Source organism: Collinsella sp. CLA-ER-H4, assembly GCF_040092395.1.
Classification (GTDB): domain Bacteria; phylum Actinomycetota; class Coriobacteriia; order Coriobacteriales; family Coriobacteriaceae; genus Collinsella.
Window position 1 is genome coordinate 336,758 of record NZ_JBBNLQ010000001.1, and the last position, 23,230, is coordinate 359,987.

Here is a 23,230-nt window from a genome sequence, read left to right on the forward strand (position 1 = left end):
TTACCAAAAGCGCGAAATCCACCCTTCGAGGCCCAAAAAATAAAGCCCCAAGCGCTAAAAGTGTTCGCCCGGTGGCAAACCCACACCTCACACAGGGCTGATAAATCGTTTTAGCAAGAACCAAATCGACCTGGTTTTCGGAAGTATGCGGCAAATTCTGGAACCTCCGAGCACACCCTGTTTTTTCGCAACAAAATGCCTGATAAACTAGCCTCAAAAGCCAGGTCCGCTCATAGGGTTCAGATTTTGCCGCATACTTCCGGATTGACGCTGGCATCACTCGCTTCAAAGAGATGATTTCGGCCAGGAGGGCATTATGGACCTGACGCTTTGTGGGCAATCCGCCTTTAACTACTACCGCATCCCGCCGCAGGTATTAGGCCTTTACCCCGCCATTAGCCTTGGCAATATGGATCGCAGATGTTGTGGTCTCGGAAGTCATGCAGTTGTAAAAGACCTGCTTCACGCACCACTTCACAGGCTTGTATTCACTCGGGCACAATCCGGGTCGCGAAGCCTGTTTAAATCGCACCTCCTGACCCAAGAACCACCTCCGGGGTCGTTTAGGCAGACTGAACATGGGTTTGATGTCACGTCACCGGAGTTCACGCTGCTCAACCTTGCTACGCAGGTTTCACGCAACCAGTTACTCATGGCTTGCTACGAGACGTGCGGCTCCTTTGCAGTGTTTAAGCCCTGCGAGCGAACGCAACAACAACTCGATGAAGCTATTTCGCTTAAGTTCATTCCACCCAACTGCGGCTGGGAGCGAGTTAACGACACCAAGGGCAATGACACCAACTTGTGGAAGCGCACGCCGCTTCTTACCGCAACGGATATCGCCGCGTTCGCCAAGCAAGCCGCAGGCCTGCGCGGCGTCAAACAACTGCGCTGGGCGGCCGAGCACATGACGGGGCAGGCCGCCTCGCCCTTCGAAGTACAGACCTCCATGCTTATCTCGCTCCCCCGCGACGAGGGCGGCCAGGGCATCGAGATCGCCAACAACGCGCGCATCCCGCTCAGTGAAGCCGCACGTTCGCTGTATGACAAAACCTGCTGCTACGCCGATATCCTCATCGAAAGCGCCACCGACAGCATGGGCGTCATTCTGGAATGCCAAGGCCGCTCTGCCCACGACAGCGAAGCCGCGAGCCTCTCCGATGCCGAGCGCGCCACCGCACTCACAAGCATGGGCTACGACGTCATCCAAATTACCTATGACCAGATCAAGGAGAAGAAGAGCTTCGACCACATAGCCGAGCTCATCCATAAAAAGGCCGGGCTTCCCCACATCCCAAAGACCAAACAGGAGCGCATTGCCGAAGATACCTTACGGCAAGAGCTACTTGTCGATTGGGTTGAGCTATTCACTGCCGGGCCGGCCGGCTAGCAGCTAGCAATCAGGGGGACTGCGGGAACGCCAGAAGCAGCAACGCGAGTCGCAAATCCCGCCTCGGTCAGCTCGATGACCTCGGTAAACGTTGCGTCGAAAAACTCCTCGGTTAGCAGGCGGTATGGCGGATGGTCGGGCTCACCGGGGTTTTCGCGTACAATCTCGTGCATGACGCCGATGGTCTTGAGCACATATTCTTTATGGATGGGATACTGCCCAAAACGCGTCGCAGCGGTATACAGGCGATCGGTCGCACGCGGGATGGAAACAATGCCCAGCGTCTTGCCAAACCAGTCAAAGTCGCCTTGCTTTTTAATGCGGAACTCCTCGCACGGCTTGCCGCCGTGCGCCTCCAGGTACTGATTCACGCGCATATTCCATACGGTATCGGCCACCAGATGCGACCAGACACCAAGTGTCAAATCGAGCAACGACTGTGCCACATCTTCGGACGCAAGCGAGAACTCACAGGCGCCGGGACCGGCAACCGGCTCGGCATCCTTGTAGCGCTGGGGATAGTGCACGCGGTTCAGCCGCTCGCGTTCCTCGATAATCGAGGTCGCCGCGGCCGGCGCACCGATGGGCGAACTTTTAAGCAACGGTGCCACATAGGTATCCCAGAACTCATGCTCACGAGGCTTAGGGATGGGCTCAGGCTTGGCAAAATGCGTAATGCGGTACGGAATGGGATCGGCGATGCCAGGGACCATATAGCCCACGAAGATATCCGGAACCACGCAGCCAAACAAAAAGGCATTGCGGTCGCGCACGCTATTGGCAAGCGCACCGGTGCGCTCCAGCAAACGCTCCGTCTGAGCGATATGAATGTTCCAGCTTGGCATAGCCACCCCCATAAAAACCTGGATAACTATACCATCACGGCAAAGCCGCGCGGGCGGCTACGCACGCTCTACGCAGCAACTAGTCCGTAGCACCGCTTTCGGTTCCATACGACGGCGAAGGTGCCTCGACCACATGGTGATATCGATCGATATAGATTGCACGGGCACCCAGGCGTCGCACCAAATCCTGGTGATGCGTGCTCATCAAGACCGTCTTACCCGCCGCGACGTAGGCCAGCAAGAAGTTGACCACGATGTCGCATGAATCCTCGTCGAGTCCATTGGTAGGCTCGTCGAGGACCAAGATATCCGGGTTCATCGACACCACCGCAGCCAGCGCAACGCGTTTCTTTTGCCCGCCCGAGAGCTGATAGGGAGAGGCGTCGGCAAGGTCGGCAACCTGGAACAACCCCATGGCATCGCTCACGCGGCGCTCGAGCTCGTCTGCCGGCAGCCCCATCTGCGCGGGACCAAAAGCAACTTCCTCGCCCACCGTGGCGCAGAACAGCTGGGCATCGGCGTTTTGGAATACGAAGCCCACACGCTGGTGGAACTTCTGAGCAGCAGCAGAATCCTTCAGATACGCCGCATCGACCACGTGCCCGTCAAACAGGTATGCCCCTGCGTCCGCGAGTTCAAGGCCGTTAATAAGACGCATAATCGTCGTCTTGCCGCAGCCGTTGGGACCGAGCAGGGCAACGAGTTCACCACGATCGACCTGCAGCGACACGCCATCGACAACCGTATGCCCCGCATAGGAGAACACCACGTCGCGCAGCTCGATGAGCGGAACGACCTCGGCGCCGCCCACACCGTTCGTGCCCGCCGCACTATTCATATCGATCGTCAAAACGTCGCCCTTCCCCATTTACATCCCCAGTCGGAACCAGCAGCGCCTACAGCACGGCGCACAACACTGTCAGCAGCGCCACGCCGGCCGCATAGGCCGCATCGCGCCAGCCAAACCCGGCGCGCGCGGGAGCCGGATACGCACCGGCAAAGCCGCGGCAAAGCATAGCCTCGTCCATCGCGCGGCTGCATTCCATCGCCTTGATAAAGGTCATGCCCATGATACCCGCGATCGAATCGGTACGCGAAAATCCCTCAGGCGCACGGCCAACGCTGCGCAGCATGACCGATTCGCACAGATTGTGCGCCGTGCGACCCAGCACCTCGATGTGCTTGAGCGCCATATCAAACGTAAAGATGACCTCGTCGGGCAGATGTAGCGTCTTGAGCGCCGCCGACATGCGGCTCCAGGTAAGCGTCCACGAAACGCCCAGCACGAGCGACACGTTAATGAACGTCTTAAGCGCAATTTTGAGCATGGCGCCCGTAGCGGAAGCGCCCAGCAGCAGGGCAGGCAGCGCCAGAACCACTGCGAGCCCCGTGGCGCCGAGCGCCGGTACAATGGTCGCACGCAGCCCGCGTGCGGGGCGCACCGCGACCAGCACCAGCGCGATAGCCGCCATCAACATGAGGTACAGCGGGCTCTGCGTCAGACACACGCATAGAACGCAGACGAACATCCCCACCAGGCGCACCGGAGCCGAAACGCAAGAAAGGGCGCGGTCGACCATCGACCCGCCCTCGTGCGCGCCCCCACCCAGGCGAACCCGCTCAAGCAGGCTCGCCAGGTGCAGGACGTTCTTTTGCATCACACGATGCCGAGCCCCCACGGGCTCGTAACGCTGCTCGACCGCAAGCCAGCTAGGCAGCTCGGCTATTGCCATGAGCACCGCTTTCCTTAACCGTCAGCGAGATCAGACGGAATGCGATGGTGAGCACCGCCACGCCAATCACGCCGGACAGGATATACATGGCAGCCTGACCGGCAAAGCCAAGACCCTGCTCCTCGGAATAGGCCTGCAGGTAATCACCCGTAGGCAGAGCGTCGGCAAAGGTCGGGGTATCAAGGCCGACCGAAGCTTGCAGGCTGTCGTCACCAACCTCCTGAACGGCGGTCGCGGCGCCCTCGGCGTCCCACTCGCCCCATGCGTCACCTGTGGCAAGCAAGCCGAGCGGCGTAGCCACGACAAGCACGGCAACCAAGATGAGCGTGGGGACCAGCGAGGTCTTCTTGGCAGCAGCGCCCTCGGCAGTAAGCTGGCCATCGACGGCCTCGGGCCCGACGATAACGCTCGGCGCCGTCTTCTTGATAAAGCCGTAGATCGCGGCAGTCGCCACGCCCTCGACCACGCCGGCAACCAGCATATGCGGGATCAACATGGCCGGAATAGCCACGGACAGCGGGAAGGGGCAGTACAGCGGAGCGCCCGAAGCGTTGGTGAAGAGCATCGGCTGAATACCAAACTCGATTGCCGCGCACAGGGCTGCCAGGCACAGGCCGACCCAACCGCTCACGACGGCAGAAACCGAGGTGCCCCAGCTCTTGTCGTGCAGGCGGCTGTTGAGCGCACGGAACACGATAGCAGCGACAAACGGCAGCACAAAGGCCATGTTAAAGCAGTTGGCGCCAAACGACAGAACGCCGCCGTCGCCAAACAGCAGCGCCTGCAGTGCCAGCGCAACCGAGACAGCGATAGCCGCGGCCTCGGGGCCTAGCAGCAGCGCAATGAGCGCGCCGCCGACGGCGTGACCTGTGGTGCCGCCGGGCAGCGGCACATTGAACATCATAAGCAGGAAGGAGAACGCGGCGCAGATGCCCAGGAAAGCCATGTGCTCGCGATCGAGCGTGGCGCGCACTTTCTTGATGCAGTGAACCCAAACGGGCACCATCGCCACTGCCATGACGGCATCGGTCTGCGGGGACAGATAATTATCTGGAATATGCATGCACGCCTCCCGGTTATCGGCGCACGGAATTGCAACGCCGTTTGAATCACCTTTCCAGTGTTACGTAATGTCAGATTCGTAACACGACGCGGGCTATCATAGCAAAACGGCGCACTGCCGACAAAGCAGCACGCCGTTATGTAATGCGCGTGTCATATATGCAGGCTCAACGGTGCCTTATACCGGGCATAGCGGTCATGTAGGATTCGGCAGCAGCCACCGCTAACCCATACCCCAGCGCAGGACCTAGCCGCGGACCTCGCCGTTTACGCCCTTGCACACCTTGGTGACGATCTTCTGGTGCGCCTTTTCGACCTCTTCGCTGGTGAGCGTGTGGTCGTCGGAGCGATACGTAAGCGCAAAGGCCATGGACTTCTTGCCCGCTCCGATGCGGATGGGATCGCGGTAGACATCGAACAGGCGCACGCCCTCGAGCAGCTTGCCGCCGGCACTCGTAATACGACGCTCAAGATCCTCGCAGGTCACAGTGTTGTCGACCACGATAGCAAGGTCGTGCTCAACGGCCGGGTACTGCGAGAACTCACGGTAGTTCTCCTGGTTGCGGGCGCCCTTGATCAGCTTGTCCAAGTCGAGCTCAAAGGCAACGACGACCTCGTCAATGCCCATAGCCTCGCGCGCCTCGGGGTGAATCTCGCCAACCCAGCCCAGCACGGTACCGCCCGAGAGCACCTCGGCAGCACGACCCGGCTGCAGGAAGGCATAGCCCTCGCCCTCGACGGGACGGAAGCGAACCTTCTCGACGCGCAGCTGGGCAAGCAGCTCCTCGACAATGCCCTTGCCAAAGAAGAAACGCAGCTTACGGTACTTCATGTTCCAGGACTGCTCGCTCCACTGGCCCGACAGCACGCCCGCTACGGACTTGGTCTCCTTGGGCAGGCTGGCGTTCTCGCGACCGTGGAACAAGCTGCCGACCTCGTACAGATGCACGTTGGGCGTGCCGTGGGCCTCGTTGTAGGCCACAGACTGCAGCAGACCCGGCAGCAACGAGCGGCGCATCTCGGTCTGCTCGGCCACCAGCGGGTTCATGAGCACCACGGGGCAGCCGCGGCCTTCGGTGGACATGCCGATCTTCTCCAGGTCGCCCGGGGCGGCGAAGCCAAAGGTCGTGGTCTCGTTGAGGCCGCAGGCGCGCAGGATCTCGCCAACCTTGCGGGTGAGCTTCTGCTCGCGGGTCAGGCCGCCGATATGGTTCCTGGCAGCCGGGATGGTCGCCGTCACGCGGCCCATGCCCCACAGGCGCAGGACCTCCTCGATCAGGTCGATCTCGCGCGGCAGGTCGGGACGGAAGCTCGGCGGCGTGACCATAAAGTCCTCGCCGTCGCGCTCGACGGTGCAGCCCAGGCGGGTGAGTGAGCGCTCGATAAAGTCGGGCTCGATGTCAGCACCGCAGATGGCGCGTACGCGGGCCAGGCGCAGCTTGATGCCGTCGATGGTCTTGGGCGCGGGGAACACGTCCACATAGCCGGGGGCGACCTCGCCGCCGGCGATCTCCTCGATGAGCGCGCAGGTAACGTTGGCAACATCCACGCAGCCGGTCTCGTCGACCTGGCGCTCAAAGCGGATGGAGGCGTCGGAGATCAGCGACAGGTCACGGCTGGTGTGCGAGGTGCGGCCGGCGTTGAAGCAGGCGCTCTCGACCATCACGTCGACGGTGTCGTCCTCAATCTCGGAATCCATGCCACCCATAACGCCGGCCAGCGCCACAGGACGCTCGCCGTCGGTGATGAGACCCATGCCGGCGTCGAGCGTACGCTCCTCGCCGTCGAGCGTCGTGAACTTCTCGTCCTGCTGGGCGGCGCGAACGACCACGCGGCGCCTGCCATCGCGCTCGGCAAAGGTGTCGAGGTCAAAGGCGTGCAGCGGCTGACCAGTGAGCATCATCACATAGTTGGTGATGTCGACGATGTTGTTGTGCGGGCGCACGCCCAGGGCGTTAAGGCGCTTGACCATCCAGTCGGGCGACGGGCCGACCTTCACGTTGCGCACGATGCGGGCAACGTAGCGGTCGCACAGGCCCTCGTCGGCAATCTCGACGGAAAGCTCGTCGTCGGTCGCGCGGCCGGTCTCGGCCTTGATGGCGGGCAGCTCAACGTGGAAATCGCGGTCGAAGATGGCGCCGGTCTCGCGGGCCATGCCGATCATGGACAGGCAGTCGGGGCGGTTGGGCGTAATCTCGCAGTCGAGCACGGTGTCGCTCGAGCCCACATACTCGGCAAACGGCATGCCGCAGGGCGTATCCTCGGGCAGGATCATAATGCCGGAGTGGTCGCCGCCCAGACCGAGCTCGCGCGCGGAGCAGTTCATGCCCATGGACACGACGCCGCGAAGCTTGCTCTTCTTGATCTTGACGTCGCCAGGAAGCACGGCGCCGATCATGGCCGTGACGATGTGGTCGCCGGCCTCGAAGTTCTGCGCGCCGCAGACGATCTGCAGCGGAGCGGGGTTGCCGTCGGCGTCGAGGTTCTTGTCGCCCACGTCGACCGAGCACACATACATATGATCGCTATCGGGGTGCGGGGTCTTGGTGAGCACCTTGGCGGTCACCACGTGGTCGAAGGACTCGCCCACGGTGTCGATCGCCTCGACCTCGGTGCCGGTACGGATATATTCGTCCGAAAGGGTCTTGGGATCCTCCGGAATATCGATCATGGTCTTGAGCCAGTCGTAAGAAACACGCATCTAGCTCTCCTTTCATACTGAAAGCCTGCGAAGAGATGCAGGTGGAAACTTCAACTTTGTGAACATTCCTTACAAAGCGAGGGTTGTCCAAGTGCGGCAGATCGGCCCGAAAGAGGAGCGCCGCGTATTTGGTACGCAAGCGACGAATGAGCGCCGAGGTGCCGTGCTTGGGCAAGCCGCAGCCTAGAACTGATTCAAGAAACGCATATCGCCCGTCATGAGAGTTCTGAGGTCGGGCAGGTCGTAGCGCAGGGCAGCGACGCGCTCGGCGCCAATACCAAAGGCGAAGCCGGTGTACTTCTCGGGGTCGATGCCGCAGTTGATCAGGACGTTGGGGTCGACCATGCCGCAGCCCAGGATCTCGATCCAGCCGCTGTGCTTGCAGAAGTTGCAGCCCTTGCCGCCGCACACGTGGCAGCTCACGTCCACCTCGCAGGAAGGCTCGGTGAAGGGGAAGAAGTGCGGACGATAGCGCGTCTTGCGGTCCTCGCCAAACATGCACTTAACAAAGTAGTCGAGCGTGCCCTTAAGATCGCCAAAGGTGATACCCTCGTCGACGACCAGGCCCTCGATCTGGTTGAACTGCGGCAGGTGGCAGGCGTCGGCCGTGTCGGGACGGTAGACGGTGCCCGGGCAGATCATGTAGATGGGCGGCTTCTGCGACTCCATGGTGTGGATCTGTACGCCCGAGGTCTGGGTGCGCAGCAGCACGTCGGACTCGCCATGGGCGTGAGCCTCGGGATGCGCGACGCTACCGGGGTTGTTGTCGACCACATAGAACGTGTCGCGAGCCGAGCGGCTCGGGTGATCCATGGGCGCGTTGAGCGCGGTGAAGTTGTAGTAGGAGGTATCGACCATGGGGCCGGACTCGACGGTGTAACCGATGCCGCAGAAGATGTCCTCGGCCTCCTCGATGATCTGCTTGATCAGGTGCTGGTGACCGATCTGCGGACGGATGCCCGGCAGCGTGATGTCGACGGCCTCGTGCTCGAGTGCGTGCTTGAGGGCGGCGGCCTTCATCTCGGTGGTGCGCTCGTCGAGCATACCCTCAATCAGCTGGCGCATCTCGTTGGCGCGCTTGCCCATCACGGGACGATCCTCGGGGGCGAGCTTGCCCATCATGCGCATCAGGCCGGTGATACGGCCCTTGCGACCGAGCAGCTCAACGCGCGCAGCCTCGAGCTTGGCAGCGTCGTCGGCGCTAGTGACGAGCTCCTTGGCCTCTTCCTCGAGTTTGACCAGATCATCAATCAGACTCATGTCTTCCCTTTCGTCTCTCGCGCATCCGCGCTCCGGGACGGCTGACGCCGCCCGATGCTGCGGATGCGCGGCCCGGTTCGGTAACAAAAAACCGCCCTCGGGCATGTGCATTGCCCAAGGACGGTTAAATTCCGCGGTACCACCTTGTTTGACCCGGCGGATGTCTGGCCCGCCGCGCCCACTCTGCGCCTCTTGTCGCGAGGCTCACGGCTTCCCTACTGAGGCTTTGCTGCCACTGGCCGCGCGCCCGTTGAGGTCGCTGCTCGGGAGTGAACGCTTGGCCCTTGCCACCGCAGGAAGGCTTGCAGCCCATGACCTTCCCTCTCTTGCCGGCGACACGGCGGGCAAAACCCTCTCCGTCAACGCATTAGGCTATAGGATAACACATTTCGCGAGCGCATCGCCGCGTTCCGTTTTGTTCGTGCTGGGTACAAGGCAGGTAGTTGTGCAAACTGGCCGTGCATCCGCCTGCGGCGCTCGGCCTGCGAGATTAAGGATACGGTATGGGAAAGAAACTCGATAAGAAGGCCAAGGCCGCCGTGGCAAAGGCCGCCAAGGGCGTCAAGGCCGCTAAAGTCGACAAGGCCGTCAAAAAGTTCCGCAAACTCGAGGGCAAGCTGTGGACTCGTGAGTACCTGCTCAAGATTGCCGAGTTCGATGGAGCGACGATTGCTCCTGCCAATGGTGCTGCCGCCCGTGCCGACGCCATGGGCACGCTTGCCGGCGAGCATCACAAGCTGCTGACCAGCGAGAAGTCCGTTGAGCTCGTACGCTCGTTAGCGCGCGAGACCGTCGCCGGCGGCAAAATTGACGACCCGCAGCTGCTCGACGAGATCCGTGTGCTCGGTCGCGACCAGCGCGAGGCAAGCGTCATCCCCACCGAGGAGGCCGAGGCCTGGACCAGGCTCACCTGCGAGGCCGATGCCGTGTGGCACAAGGCCAAGACGGCCAATGACTGGGCGAGCTTTGAGCCCTATGTGGATAGAATCGTCGCCCAACTTAAGCATCAGGCCGAGCTCATGGACCCCAAGCGCGACCCCTACGATGTTTGGCTCGACCAGTACGAGCGCGGCCTTTCCGCCAAAAGCTTCGATGCGTTTTGCGATGAGGTCAAGGCGACGGTCGTGCCGCTCGTGCACGCCATCGGCGAGCGCGGCCAGCAGCCCGATGCCGACTTTTTGCACGCCCGCGTGCCCGAGGCCGCCCAGCGCGCCATGAGCTTCGACCTTATGAAGCTCGTCGGTCTGGATCTGGACGACACCACGCTTGCCTTTACCGAGCACCCGTTTAGCGAGGGCTTTGCCGTGGGTGACGCGCGCATCGCGACACACATCTACGAGGACGATTGCATCTCCAACGTCTACAGCATCATCCACGAGGCGGGACACGCCATGTACGAGCTGGGCGTCAATCCCGCCTATGCGCGCACCTGTCTTGAGGGTGGCACCTCCATGGGCATCCACGAGAGCCAGAGCCGCTTCTTCGAGAACACCGTGGGTCGCAGCCGCGCCTTTATGGGACCGCTGCTCGAGGTGCTGCGCCGCCACGCACCCGAGGTCTACGGCGACGTCGACGAGGACACGCTCTACCGCGCCGTGAACATCGCGCAGCCGTCGTTGATCCGCACCGAGGCCGACGAGCTCACCTATCCGCTGCACGTTATGGTGCGCTACGAGATCGAGCGCATGCTGTTTGCCGGCGAGGCCACAGCCAAGGATATCCCCGCGCTTTGGAATCGCTTCATGAACGAGTACCTGGGCATTCCCGTTCCCGACGACACGCGCGGCTGCCTGCAGGATACGCACTGGAGCGGCGGCTCGTTTGGCTACTTCCCCACGTATGCGCTGGGCAGCGCCTACGACGCCATGTTTGTGCCGGCCATGTGCCGCGACGGTGTCGACCTTACCGGCGCCTGCATGAGCGGCGATCTGGCGCCCGTCCGTGCCTGGCTGGGCGAGCACATTTGGCAGTGGGGCCGCGCCAAAGACGCGCCGGAACTCATCAAGGGCGCCTGCGGCATGGCGTTCGATGCCCGCTACTACTGCAGCTACCTGCAGGACAAGTTCACCACGCTCTACGAGCTGTAAGGCATAACCGACACGCCAACGCAAAGGGGACGCCGCGGAACCAATCCGCAGCGTCCCCTTTCCACCTAGTCGTTTAAGAACGTCCCCAATGACTACCTTACAGAGCTTCCAGCGCGGCGGCAATGCGCTTCATGGCGGCATCGGCGGATGCTTGGTCGGGCGCCTCGGCCAGCACGCGGATAACCGACTCGGTTCCGCTCTTGCGCACGAGCACGCGGCCCTCGCCTGCCAGCGCAGCCTCGGCCTCGGCGATGGCGTTCTGCACGCCCATGTTCTCGAGCGCGGCGTCCTTGTCCGCCACGCGCACGGCCACCTGCGCCTGCGGCAGCAACTTGCACGGAGCCGTGAGCTGCGAGAGCGTCTCGCGCTCGGCACGAATCACTTCCATCACGCGCAGCGAAGTCATAATGCCGTCGCCCGTGCGCTCGATATCGCCAAAGATCGTATGGCCCGTCTGCTCGCCGCCCAGGCTGTAGCCGCCCTCGCGCATCTTGGCATACACGTGACGGTCGCCCACACCGCTGGTCACGGCGCTCAGTCCGGCAAGCTCCAGCGACTTGACCAGACCAAAGTTGCTGGCGATCGTCGGTACCACGGTACCGCCCGAGAGGCGCCCGTGCTTGTTCAGATACACGCCGCACACGTACAGGATCTGGTCGCCGTCGACCACGCGCCCGCGCTCGTCCACGGCCAGGCAGCGGTCGGCATCGCCGTCGTAGGCAAAGCCCACGTCCAGGCCCTGCTCCACCACATGGCGCTGCAGACGCTCCATATGCGTGGAGCCGCAGTCGACGTTGATGTTAAAGCCATCGGGCGCGGCATTGATCACGCGCACGTCGGCACCGAGCGCGTCAAACACCGGCTTGGCCACCGAGGAAGCCGAGCCGTTGGCGCAGTCGATACCGATTTTGACGCCCTGCAGCGAAAAGTTCGCACTTGCAATGAGCGAAGCAATGTAGCGGTTGCGGCCCTGCATGTAGTCCACCGTGGCACCGATGTGGTTGCCCGTGGCCAACGGAACTTCGCTCTTGCCATCGATGTAATCCTCGATGAGCTCCAGTACGTCCTCGTCCATCTTAAAACCGTCGCTATTGACGAGCTTAATGCCGTTATCGCAAAACGGGTTGTGGCTCGCGCTGATCATGATGCCGCAATCGAAGCAGCCCTCCACGGTCTGATGCGCCACGCCCGGCGTCGGGATCACGTGCAGCATATAGGCGTCCGCACCGCTCGCGACCAGACCGCTCACCAGCGCCGCCTCGAACATATAACTCGAGCGACGTGTGTCCTTGCCCACGATGACGCGCGCCTTAGCACTGCGGTTGGCGCCGTAATACCAGCCCACAAAACGGCCAATCTTATAAGCGTGCTCTACCGTCAGCCCAACGTTGGCCTCACCGCGAAAGCCGTCGGTGCCAAAGTACTTCATGCGCTCTCCTTACAAAATAGGGGCGGACAGATTGCCTGTCCGCCCCAAAATGGTACTCGATTATCTGCGCTACCAGAAAAACCCTACGCCGACGCGCTGTCGCGAGCCGCCTGGCATGTAGGGGTCTGACGCAGCGTAAGCGGCTTGTCCCCCGCCTCGGCCGACGTGGTCAGCGTATACGTGATCGTCGTCGTCTCGCCAGCATGCAGGTCAACGGTGCCCGAATAGAAGGGGATTCCATGCCACGTAGCGGCACCAAGACCAAACTGGGTACCCTCAACCGTAAGGTCACTGATGTTGCCACCCGTCGGGGCAAACAACGAGACATTCAGACGCTCGTCGTCACGCGCGGCATCGGGTGCGCTCGCCGCAACGTAGTCGGGCAGCTTGCCAGCCTCCTCCTGCGTCATGATGTTCGTCAGGGTAACGGTGATGCGATAGGAGCACGTGCCGTCACCGTTCTTGATGCCCTGACCAATCTGAGTGTCGGCGTTCAGATACCAGTCGAGCTTGGAGAAGCTCAGGTTGTTAAAGTAAACGCCGGCAACGGGATCGGCACTCGGATCATCCGGATCGGGCAGCGAAGCGTCAATGCCTGTCTCTTTGATGGCATTCTGCTCATCATCGTTTCTCATCCACGCGATCAGGCGGCCCTCTTCGGCACCGCGCTCAACGGCGCTGACAAGCTTCGTAACATCGACATCGCCGATACCGCCAAGGACCTTGTCGAAGGCAGCGCTGGCGACGGATGCAAAGATGCCGTCCGACTCCTCGACCGGATAGTTCCAGTACACATCATGCATGAGGACCTTTGCGGCGTTGGTGCCGTCGACAACCGTTCCGTCGGGCAGTGACACGTTACCGACCAGGCCCAGCAGATACTGCAGGAACACCGGGTCGATACCGATGACGCCATCAACGTCCTGTCCATACTGGGACTTCCACAGCGCGGCGACACGCTGCGAGTTGCGGGGCCAATCAGGCGAATAGGTATTGCCCGAGTTGTACAGGTTGCTGTGGTTGCCGAACAGCGCCTCATCCTCTTCGTCGACGCTCTCGACCGCCTCATCCTCGCTGAGTCCAATGCGGGGAACAAACTCGCCAATCGACATCTGACCGTCGGTGACCGAAATCAGGCCCTGCGAACCGCCAAAGCCGCCGCAGGCACGAATCTCGACGTTGTTCATGGCGTACATAAGGTAGTTGCGCGTCTGGCCGTTGGCGCCGAGCATCTGGGGAAGGACGGGGGCGACCTTCTCCGCCGCGTCAACCGCACCGTTGAGGGTGGCAAAGCCGTCCTTGGCCTTATCGACCAGCTCGGTCACCTGGGAAATATGAGTATCGCCAATGCCCTGGACCTTCTCGTTGGCGCTCTTGAACACCTTCGAGCTGCTGGAAAGCGAATCGGCGACCGCCTGCAGCGCGGACACGTTAATCATGCCGTCCTGGAACAGCTTGCCGGGCGTAGCCTGCGAGAGGTTGTCGGCCATGGGAACCAGCGCATTGCTCGAGACATCGGACAGGGCGTCAATCATGGTGCGGGCCGCATTGATATCGCTGCCATACACCGGGATAAACGAAGCCGCCGCCCACAGCGGGCTCGAGGTCTCCGCCTTCATGCTGTTACAGAGCTCATCGATCTTCTTCGCGTCGTCAGGCAGCGTCGAAAAATCGCCCGACGTGACCTTGTCCTTAAGGCCACCGACGATCTCGACAGCCTCCTTCGCTTCGCTCTTTACGGTCTTTGCCGAGTTAAGCAGCATAAAGCCGCTTGCGCCAAGCACAACGAGAAGCACCGCGACTACAGCGGCAATAATGGCGCCGGTGTGACACTTTTTGCGCTCGCCCTTGCGATGGCGATGACGGACCAGACCGTCAGAGGTCGAACTCGACGAAGCGTCGCTACCGTAGTTCAAACCAAAATCGTAATAATCTTCCTTGGAACCCGAGCCCGCAAACTCGGCACCGCTATCATCCAGGCGGGCGAACGTGCCAGTCTCGGAGGCGCCGGTGTAAATCGTGCCAAGGTTACCCGTAAGCCCCGCGCCACCGGCAGAGGGAGTATTGTTGGCGGCCTTGCCGGCATTAACGTTGCCGGCGCCATTCGCGGCGTTGGCAGCACCCGCGTTGTTCGCGGGTACTGAAGGAGCCCCGCTCGGCTGCGACGTGGAGGTTGCACCGTCCGCAAAGACATTTCCTCTTGCACGGCCGGTCTTTTTTGCCTTTTGAGACTGCTCGTACAGAGCGGTAAACATCGCCGTCTCGCCCGGGGACACGCGCTTACCGGAACCGCCCTGTCCAGCGCCGCCCGGCGTGCCGGCCTTACCAGCCCCGTTCGGACGCGGCGGAACTGCAGGGCGGCCGCTATCGCTGCCCTTAAAGTGATTACCAGCCATAAAGAAATCCTCGCAATTGAGTCGCAATGAAAAAGTCCATAACGTTACTAGTTTATGGCATTTTGAGCATCGACAGCTAAACTCCAGACACGGACATCAATTGGCGAAAATGCGGCACAACACCTTTTCTGTCTTGGCGGCGGCGCTAGCTACACCGTGAGGAACATCATCACGATGATCATGACAAAGCCGATAAGGTCGGTCGGCAAAAACACCGTCCCCAGCATAACGGCGCTGGTGATGGTCGCCGAAACCGGCTCCACAGTTCCGATGAGGCTCGCGCGCACCGAGCCGATGTCCTTAACGCCCTGCATATAAAGCATGTAAGCAAAAAACGAGCCGATAACCACGAACACCGCGAGCGCCTCGATGCCGGCAGCGTCGAGCGCCGGCATATGCGCCCAGGGCTGCACGAAGACGCACGAGACCACGCCCGCCGTGAGCATTGCCGAGCCCGTGACGATGGGGCTGCCGTATTCGGGCATGATCTTGGCGGGAATCACCGCCATACACGCGGCGCTGACCGCACACATAAGACCTGCTGCCAGGCCAAGCGGCGAGATATTCAGGCTGGTGGGGTCGCCGCCGGTGGCGATTAAAAAGGTTCCACCCAGAGCCAGGCCAATGCCGATGACTTCGCGAGTACGCGGCATGCGGCGATCGGTCACGCAGGCGTAGCCCATGATGATAACGAGCTGCAGGCACTGGAGCACCGTCGCGGTTCCGGCGTTCGTCAGGCGCACGGCCGAAAGATAGCAAAACTGGTTGAACAGCAGGCCAAAAGCGGTAAAGAGCAGCAGCTGCTTGCGATCAGCGGGCGTCGTCCAAAGCTTGACCAGGCGTGCGCGATCGCGCGTGACAACCACAGCCATAAAGAGCAGGCCGGCGAGAATCTGACGCACGCTCATAAGCCACAGCGTATCGACATGGTAGGTATCGAACAAAAAACTCGCGCTGGTGCCCGAGAAGCCCCAAAACGAACCGCCCACCAGCGTAGCCAAGACGCCCGTGATCATCTTGCGCGTCGAAGCGCTGTTCAGGCGGTCGCGCCATGCGCGACGGGTGTTGCGGCTGAGCTCGTCGGTGCCCTCGGGCACATCAATGTTCGATATATCGGTCATCGGCACCGAAGCCCCTGCGCCTTCGACCTGCTCGACACACTCTTTGCTCATTCCACTCCCCCGAAACAGCCTGGAAACAATTCGGCTTACCTTACCACGGCGAAGTCACCAGCTGGAGGCTTGTCCGTTTATCGGTAGGACAATTCCGCAGGCGTCTTTCCATAGCTCGATACCGCAATGGCCTTGCATTATGCGACAGCCAAATCGCGGCAGCAGGCTCTTTTGAAATGGATGCGACAAAGCCCCCGAATTCCACAATGTAAGCGATTTTTAAAAATGTTCTTGCCACCGAGTTCAGGCTCCGTTATATTATCCCTTGCGCGCTTGCGCACCCTTGATCGGGCGTTTAGCTCAGGGGGAGAGCGCTTCCCTGACACGGAAGAGGTCAGAAGTTCAAATCTTCTAACGCCCACCAAATGTTCGCAGCTCAGAGACTATGTCTCTGGGCTGTTTTGTTTTATGCCGCCAAATCCGCTGGCTGCTCCAACCGCCCAAGCAACCACCCTGCCCATACACAAAACCGCGTCAGCGACCCAAGTGCCTCTCCCGGCTGACTCCGCAGTCAATCAAAACCGCCCCAATAGTCACCGAGGCCGAGACCAACACGTCTCGAACCCATCCGAGCCGCAACTTCTCAGCAAAACGCCGCGATGTCTGCGCCCTGCGGTATCCTTGAGCCACTTGCACCTGCAGCACCAAGGAGCCGCCATGCGCACCGAGCTCGATGTCCCCTTTTCGCACAAAGAAGAAGCCAAGGCGCTGGGCGCCAAATGGGACCGGACCAAGAAGATCTGGTATGTACCCAGCGGCGTCAACCCCGAGCCCTTTGCCGAGTGGCTGCCCGGTGTTGACCGATCCGACCCCTCAGCGCCGTATATATATCTAGTACTGGGCAAGCGCGAGTGCTGGAAGTGTCACAAAGAGACCTCGGTCGCGGCCTTCGGCATTCCCTATCGAACCGATAACGACGAGAGCATCGCCATCGCGCACGCGCCCAACGAAGCCGGGTACATTGCCATCGACACGGCCAACGCCAACGCACTCGCCATCGTGCCCGCTCTTGGCTGCGTACCGGGCGAGATCCGCGACTACCTTCATAAGCGCTGCGGCTACAAGCCCGTAGGCGCGCGAGCCTCCAAAGCCCCGTCGCTCGGCAACACGTGCACCAGTTGCGACGCGCTGCAAGGCAGCCGCTATCTGTTCGAGGAGCCCTCGTCCCCGTTTGCCCTCACTGCCATCAACAAGCTGCCGGCACTGGAGTTTATACGCGTCGAAGTTGCCGGCGTCTTTGGCGTCCCGGCCACGCGTACCGACTTTGACCAGGCGCTCTTTACCTGGGCACGCGACCATCACGCCGAGTTCCACAAGCAACTCGGTGAGGGGATTTATTTGTAGAGATGACATCGAGGCATTGAGGAGCAGGAGCTCGATCGTTAAACAATCCTAAAACGCTACAGCCCCAGAATGTGCTCCAGGTAGCCCTTGTTGAACCAGAACGATTGCTTCGTCATCCAGCGCCCGTCGGGCAGTTCGTAAGCATTCCTTGCGATGTCACCGATCTCTGTTCCATCGGCAAACCTGTAAGCCGCTTTTGACGTATGCGGGCGAACGTGAACAATTGGGTTGTCCGCCATACCGGGCAGATTGTTAGTCACTTTGAGCTTTCCGCTCGCATCCCGATACGGATTGAGCTCAACGCCCTCACGTATCACCTTTCGCGTCTCATCCCAACAAGCTTTCGCAGGACCTTCGATTTCGTTTTCTCCCATCGCCCAGAACAAACAACGGTCGAGACGCAGCACGCCATCGTGGTCCTCACGGAACACAACGAAGAAAAAGCGATTGGTCTCAAGGCACGCATGAAGAGGCGACGTCTCCCAGTCTTCTTCAATCAAACGCTTGAACTCAAACGGTGGGAACGACATAGCCTGTTCGATGTGCCCCCTGTTGTTAACTCGAACGGTTCGGACGGAAATGCCTGCCTTGACGAATTCCTCGGCAGCATTGTTTTTGATTCCGAGCATACGATAGACGAGCGTTGTCCACTGCGCTTTATTGCCCGTGTACTCCAACCCGTATTGCTCCGCAATCTGGTGATCAGTTTCGCCATAGTGTTGCTCGATAAGTCCAGTTACGTAACTTTCGAAATCAATGGACTCGTCGTCGCCTCGAACGATGCTCTCGCCGATACGCGGGGCGCCGAGAACATAGGCGTGAAGCACATAGTCCATGTACGAGCGTTTGAGAGAAAAGGCGCGACGCTTCGCGCGACGGCGTTCGATCTCGCCCGTATCGGTATTGAAGTACTCGTAGTACTGGTCGACCCACATTGTCGCTTCGGTTGCGCCCTTTGTGCAGGCGCCCAAGTAGGTGGTCATGCCCTCCGACAGCTCGTCTGCGCGACCATCCTGAATGTACGAAATGATTTTCTCGTAGTCAGCGCGGATGATCTTCATATCCTCTTCGGGCAGACGAACCATGACCGCACGCTCAATGCGTTGATCGTATTTATCGATGGAACGATCGCGGCCGTAGTAAATCAACAGGATATTGCTGAGCTTGGTCTTGAGGTGCGAATTGTCATAGTCGAGCGAAACGGGACGGTCGTAAGGAATCATGGTCAGGACAAGACGTTCACCGGCAGATTTACGACCGTCTTTAAGTACGTCAAAACACGTTGCCTTGAGCTCGACACCCGCCTCGGGAAAGTCCGGCCGGTCGTCGCTGTTGGCCTTGTAGCCAAAGTAACGCTCCTCGATCAGGGTCCCCATACCGCCCTTGTACTGTTTGGAGCCAAAGTCCTTGGGCGCGCTCTCCCCCTCCGGCGCAATGCCAAGCTCAAGAATATCGCGAAACGTCATCCCGTCGAGATTGGCAGCATACCGCTCGATGCTTGAGGGGTCAGAAAAATCAGTATCGTCAAGCATACGCTTGAAATCGAGGTGCTTCTTGGACATGGGTACCTCCGAAACTCGCAATCAGTTTTCCATGGTAGTCCATTACACAAACTTGCACACCAATGATGAGCATTCTCAGAGTGATAAAATCAAGGGTTGATCTTTTTTCCCAGATCGGTTATCGTTGTTGAGTTTATAAACGTTCGTTATATCGATTGGAATAACATGTCAGAGGTCAAAATTGCCGAGCTTTTTGCTGGCGTCGGCGGATTTCGTCTGGGCCTCGAAGGCTATGCCGACCCTCGTTATCCCAATTTCTATATGAAACCAGCCGGCCCCTTCCGCACCATTTGGGCCAACCAGTGGGAACCGCCCGGAACCAAGGCGCGTCAGTTTGCGGCACGTTGTTACATGGACCGCTTTGGCGAAGATTCCGTTGTCAACGAAGATATCAATAAGGTCCTGGAGCAGGCTGAAGCCGGCGAAATTAAAATCCCCGACGTGCAAATGGTCGTTGGTGGCTTCCCTTGCCAGGACTACTCTGTCGCGCGTCCCCTCAATCAGGCACACGGCATCGAGGGCAAGAAGGGTGTCCTCTGGTGGGACATCTATCATTTCCTCGAAATGAAAAAGCCCAAGTTCGGTCTCTTTGAGAACGTTGACCGCTTGCTCAAGTCGCCCGCGTCTCAACGCGGTCGCGACTTCGCCATCATCCTAAGCTGTCTTGCCGACCTCGACTACACGGTCGAATGGCGCGTGGTCAACTCTGCCGAATACGGTTTCCCCCAGCGTCGCAAACGTGTTTATATCTTCTGCGAAAAGGGCGCTGGCAAGGTTGATCTCGTTGATCGCATGCACAACGGCGTCATGGCTAAAGCCTTCCCCGCCATCTATCCCGACGAGATGTCCGAGCTTGACGTTTTACCCGACCCCTACGAGAACTCAACTCGTTTTGGCGTCGGCCAAAAGACCTCTCAATTCAAGAATGCTGGCGTCATGCAGGGCTGTCATGTTCTGACCTGCGACTTTGCCGAGGACTATCACAGTGAGCGTCACGTGCTTGGCGACGTGCTTGTCGACGAGGCTGATGTCCCGGAGCAGTTTTACATCTCCGACGAAAAGCTTCCCGACTGGCGCTACCTTAAGGGCAGCAAGCGCGAAGAGCGCACTAACAAAAAGACAGGCTTTACGTACACGTATTCCGAGGGAGCCATGAGCTTCCCGGATGCCACCGACAAGCCGAGCCGCACCATCCTCACAGGAGAAGGCGGCACAGGAGCGAGCCGCTTCAAGCACGTCATCGAATGTCCCGATGGCCGTTTCCGCCGTCTCGTTCCCGACGAGCTCGATCAGCTTCAGGGATTCCCGAAAGGCTGGACCGATACGGGCATGACTGACGGCCATCGAGCCTTCTGCATGGGCAACGCACTCGTCACCGGCGTGCCCCATCGCATTGGCGAAGCTATGGTCGAAGTGTACGGCCTCTAAGGCAAGCAATCCGGAGCCGGCAGTTCACGCTGTCGGCTCCGTTTTTCCACTCCACTCCCCTGTATACTGATGCAGCACGTGTTTCATCCGGGCTTGTTGGGCCGGATTGTTCATGGGAGGGTCTTGTGGCTGCTTCGAATCCGCCTAAGGGGAGCGTTTCTTCTTCGTCCATCAAGCCGGTTACGCGCAAGGCCGTGCGTTGCCAGCGCGAGGTCGCTTGGCTTGTCACGCAGGCGGCGGGCAGGCTTGTGGCGACCACTCAGGACGTCAATGCGCCTACGCCGAGCTTTGTGTTAGCGGCGGCGCTGGATTTTGCGCGCCAATTGGAGCTTGCCGCGCAGGATGCCAACGGCCACCTCGACTACCAGAACGTTATGGCGCCCGACCTGCAAACGTTCTGCCACATGGCCAAGTTGCCTGCCGCGCCCAATGCGCTTTCGGACGCAGGCTACATGTTTACGCTCTCGGGCGCGGACCTTATCCGCGACATCTATGCATACTGCAGCGAGCTCGCCGAGTGCCACGTCTTTGACGCGGCAGAAGTCAAACCGGGAAATGTCATCAAGCTGGTTCTTAGGCTGTTCTTGATAGACGGGTTCGGGGCCATGCCGGCGTAAGCCGAGTCTTTAGCATCACCGTCGACTGGGCAAAAACCGCTTTACCTTAATGGACGCCAATCGAGGGTCGATTATTGGGTCGCCTCGTCCACTAACGCATCTATCCCACGCGCTCCGACAGTCGATACTTGCGGTTGCGGCTCGTCGCCGGCGCCGTGGGCTCAAGCTCGCCTTGAGCAATGAGCGCGTTGACGCGCGACCTAACCTGGGAAATTGTGAGCCCTGTGCGCTCTGCCAGCTCGCGCGTCCCCAGCTCGCCGTAGTGTTTGAGTGCCGTCACAATTAAGCCCCCGCCATGATCGACCGGCTCGATCTTTGAACGGTAAAGTACGACCTTGAACCGATCGAATCCGGGGCAGAACAGGGGCTCGGCCAGACCATGCGCGCGCATAGCATCGATCATCATCGGGATGCCCGAGCCATTGCCCTCAGCCGGCGAACCTGCGCCATCCGGCAGCGGGACAATCGACATGAGCTTCACAAGCGTCGCGTTACGGCATCGGGAGCTGCCGTCAAACAAGTTCTCGCGAGTCTTTCCCCCGTAAAGGCCGCCAGGATTCGTCACCTCGACACGATCGTCAAAGACGTCGACGGCAATCGATTGTCCACAGAACCGATCCCCGTATTCTCGATGGATTACGGCGTTGGCGATTGCCTCGCGCAGAACCTCCTCGGGAATCTCCAGCGAGTCGATACGCGAGATGCCTTGGACGGTCGAGATGCGGCGCAGGTTTTTGGCGACAGCTGCGACGGCATACGAGATCATCTCGCCCAACGTTCCCTCACAGATTGTGCGGTCCATGAACCTCAGCGACCCCGCAGCTCCCTTTTGAGCTCCCACGTGGACAGCCACATCAATGAAGAGCTTGGGATAGAACTGCTGAGGGTAAACGCCCGCGGCAAGGAGGCCGGCCTTGGTAACATTGCCCTGGAAGTCGAGGAAATTCAGACGCTCCATCTTTGTCTTCTTGTCCGCCGCACCGCGCATCGCTCGAGGCGTCAACGAATAGGCACGCTCTATCGTGCGGTCGACCAGCGACTCGTCGAGATCGCCCACACTCGTGCCGGGCACCGCATCGCGATCGCTAGGACTCGTCCGTTCATATGACGACAGTGCCAAAACCTCGGTCGACGAAAGCGGGACATCTTTGTCATCGATGCGTTTGTAGCTGCCACCTTGAGCGCCCCGCTCTATGACATAGCAAGGCTTGCTCGACGGGTCGAGCTCCTCAATCGTGATGACCAGAACCACGGTGCCCTGAAGCTCCACTCGCTCGATCGTGTATTTAGGCGGATTGGCCAGCTTTCCTCGACCGCCCGCATCACCCATGCCTGACACAAATTGGTTGAGCACTTTCTCGGTCTCGAAGTTCTCAACCGGGACAAAACCTGCGCGCTCACTCACTCCGAGCACGATGATTCCGCCGGCAGTGTTCGCGAATGCGCTCACCGTTTCCCATACGTCGCGGGAAAGCGTCGTGGCGCTCTCCTTCACTTCGACGTTAAGATCATCCGAGCCCATACGCCTTAAAGACTCAAGCAGACCGGTCAGCTCGTTTTCGTTCATCTGCACGTCCTTTCGCTCGGTCCTGCGGAGAATGCCGCGGATAGATTTCCCTCGTCTCTCAGTTATCTCTCGAAATTATCTCTCATCTATCTCTCTATCTCTCGGCTTAGAGATAGAGAGATAGATGAGAGATGGAATGTCTACCATTTGCTTCATTTATACATATTTTTGCTGGTAGAACAATTGGTATTGAGACAATACCATGATTGCCTGTCTCTTTGCTGCTCAGTTATCTCTCATATTTTTCTCTCATCTTCCTGTCATCTCTCATATTTTTCTCTCATCTTCCTGTCATCTCTCATATTAGAGACGAATGAGGGACGAGAGATACGCGAGTGATGGACGAGCGAGGATTTTCGGACGGTCGGATATCGAGAGTGGATATTTGGACGGTTTTTGGGGCTTTTGCGGCAAATTCCGTCCAAATATCCACTCTCGTTCGATAGGTATCCGGAAATCCTCGCTCGTCCGTCCGAATATCCACTCTCGTTTGGCGAGTGTCCAATTTTCCACGCTCGTGCGGCGGGCACGCGAGCCCTTCGCCCAATCCGCTGGCATCGTCTCCAGTTCGCCGCAGGGTCGCGGCCCCATATGGGTATACTCTCGAGGATTCGACTCGATTCGCCCCCGCTGGGGC

The 23,230-nt window shown here is 59.8% G+C and carries 16 protein-coding genes and 1 tRNA gene; 6 read left to right on the forward strand and 11 right to left on the reverse strand.

Annotated features, from left to right (window positions below; all coding sequences use genetic code 11):
• Positions 1 to 652: 652 nt before the first annotated feature.
• Positions 653 to 1,390 (forward strand): hypothetical protein, encoded by a 738-nt coding sequence (locus tag AAAX34_RS01430; RefSeq protein ID WP_349109749.1) that lies wholly within the window; start codon positions 653 to 655, stop codon positions 1,388 to 1,390.
• On the opposite strand, the gene AAAX34_RS01435 is transcribed toward AAAX34_RS01430, so the two are convergent.
• From AAAX34_RS01435 to pheS, 6 genes are all read right to left on the reverse strand, one after another.
• Positions 1,387 to 2,235: a hypothetical protein gene (locus AAAX34_RS01435; RefSeq protein ID WP_349109750.1), complete on the reverse strand. Its 849-nt coding sequence runs from the start codon at positions 2,233 to 2,235 to the stop codon at positions 1,387 to 1,389. The genes AAAX34_RS01430 and AAAX34_RS01435 overlap by 4 nt on opposite strands.
• A gap of 79 nt (positions 2,236 to 2,314) precedes the next feature.
• Complete coding sequence (locus AAAX34_RS01440) at positions 2,315 to 3,085, reverse strand: ABC transporter ATP-binding protein (protein WP_349109751.1); 771 nt, start codon at positions 3,083 to 3,085, stop codon at positions 2,315 to 2,317.
• Positions 3,086 to 3,131: 46 nt separating this feature from the next.
• Positions 3,132 to 3,968, reverse strand: a complete 837-nt coding sequence (locus AAAX34_RS01445) for an energy-coupling factor transporter transmembrane component T (RefSeq protein ID WP_349109752.1) — start codon at positions 3,966 to 3,968, stop codon at positions 3,132 to 3,134.
• Complete coding sequence (gene cbiM, locus AAAX34_RS01450) at positions 3,946 to 5,031, reverse strand: cobalt transporter CbiM (RefSeq protein ID WP_161115728.1); 1,086 nt, start codon at positions 5,029 to 5,031, stop codon at positions 3,946 to 3,948. The genes AAAX34_RS01445 and cbiM overlap by 23 nt, the downstream gene beginning before the upstream one ends.
• A gap of 246 nt (positions 5,032 to 5,277) precedes the next feature.
• Positions 5,278 to 7,731, reverse strand: a complete 2,454-nt coding sequence (gene pheT / locus AAAX34_RS01455) for a phenylalanine--tRNA ligase subunit beta (RefSeq protein WP_161115729.1) — start codon at positions 7,729 to 7,731, stop codon at positions 5,278 to 5,280.
• Between the two features lie 183 nt (positions 7,732 to 7,914).
• Positions 7,915 to 8,991, reverse strand: a complete 1,077-nt coding sequence (gene pheS / locus AAAX34_RS01460) for a phenylalanine--tRNA ligase subunit alpha (protein WP_118226143.1) — start codon at positions 8,989 to 8,991, stop codon at positions 7,915 to 7,917.
• A gap of 503 nt (positions 8,992 to 9,494) precedes the next feature.
• Here pheS and AAAX34_RS01465 point away from each other — a divergent pair.
• Entirely contained in the window at positions 9,495 to 11,078 is a 1,584-nt protein-coding gene (locus tag AAAX34_RS01465) for a carboxypeptidase M32 (protein ID WP_161115730.1), read from the forward strand.
• Between the two features lie 97 nt (positions 11,079 to 11,175).
• On the opposite strand, the gene glmM is transcribed toward AAAX34_RS01465, so the two are convergent.
• The 3 genes from glmM to AAAX34_RS01480 all read right to left on the reverse strand — a co-directional run bounded on the left by glmM (position 11,176) and on the right by AAAX34_RS01480 (position 16,075).
• The gene (glmM, locus tag AAAX34_RS01470; RefSeq protein WP_161115731.1) at positions 11,176 to 12,507 is read right to left on the reverse strand and encodes a phosphoglucosamine mutase; all 1,332 of its coding nucleotides are present in this window, start codon (positions 12,505 to 12,507) and stop codon (positions 11,176 to 11,178) included.
• 83 nt (positions 12,508 to 12,590) lie between these two features.
• A complete protein-coding gene (locus AAAX34_RS01475; protein WP_161115732.1) occupies positions 12,591 to 14,903 on the reverse strand; it encodes a DUF4012 domain-containing protein in 2,313 nt (770 codons plus the stop codon).
• Between the two features lie 149 nt (positions 14,904 to 15,052).
• On the reverse strand, positions 15,053 to 16,075 hold the full coding sequence (locus AAAX34_RS01480; protein ID WP_349109753.1) for an EamA family transporter: 1,023 nt from the start codon (positions 16,073 to 16,075) through the stop codon (positions 15,053 to 15,055).
• A gap of 289 nt (positions 16,076 to 16,364) precedes the next feature.
• Here AAAX34_RS01480 and AAAX34_RS01485 point away from each other — a divergent pair.
• Positions 16,365 to 16,439: transfer RNA gene (locus AAAX34_RS01485), tRNA-Val, on the forward strand.
• Between the two features lie 293 nt (positions 16,440 to 16,732).
• On the forward strand, positions 16,733 to 17,419 hold the full coding sequence (locus tag AAAX34_RS01490; RefSeq protein WP_161115733.1) for a DUF5710 domain-containing protein: 687 nt from the start codon (positions 16,733 to 16,735) through the stop codon (positions 17,417 to 17,419).
• Positions 17,420 to 17,475: 56 nt separating this feature from the next.
• On the opposite strand, the gene AAAX34_RS01495 is transcribed toward AAAX34_RS01490, so the two are convergent.
• Positions 17,476 to 18,981, reverse strand: coding sequence for a Sau3AI family type II restriction endonuclease (locus tag AAAX34_RS01495; RefSeq protein ID WP_349109754.1), 1,506 nt, complete (start codon positions 18,979 to 18,981; stop codon positions 17,476 to 17,478).
• Positions 18,982 to 19,146: 165 nt separating this feature from the next.
• Here AAAX34_RS01495 and dcm point away from each other — a divergent pair, with 165 nt between their 5' ends.
• Together dcm and AAAX34_RS01505 are read left to right on the forward strand one after the other, a co-directional pair.
• Entirely contained in the window at positions 19,147 to 20,409 is a 1,263-nt protein-coding gene (gene dcm, locus AAAX34_RS01500) for a DNA (cytosine-5-)-methyltransferase (RefSeq protein WP_161115735.1), read from the forward strand.
• 125 nt (positions 20,410 to 20,534) lie between these two features.
• Positions 20,535 to 21,026 (forward strand): hypothetical protein, encoded by a 492-nt coding sequence (locus AAAX34_RS01505; RefSeq protein WP_161115736.1) that lies wholly within the window; start codon positions 20,535 to 20,537, stop codon positions 21,024 to 21,026.
• A 100-nt stretch (positions 21,027 to 21,126) separates the two neighbouring features.
• Here AAAX34_RS01505 and AAAX34_RS01510 read toward each other — a convergent pair whose 3' ends face one another.
• Entirely contained in the window at positions 21,127 to 22,593 is a 1,467-nt protein-coding gene (locus AAAX34_RS01510) for an ATP-binding protein (protein WP_349109755.1), read from the reverse strand.
• Between the last annotated feature and the right edge of the window lie 637 nt (positions 22,594 to 23,230).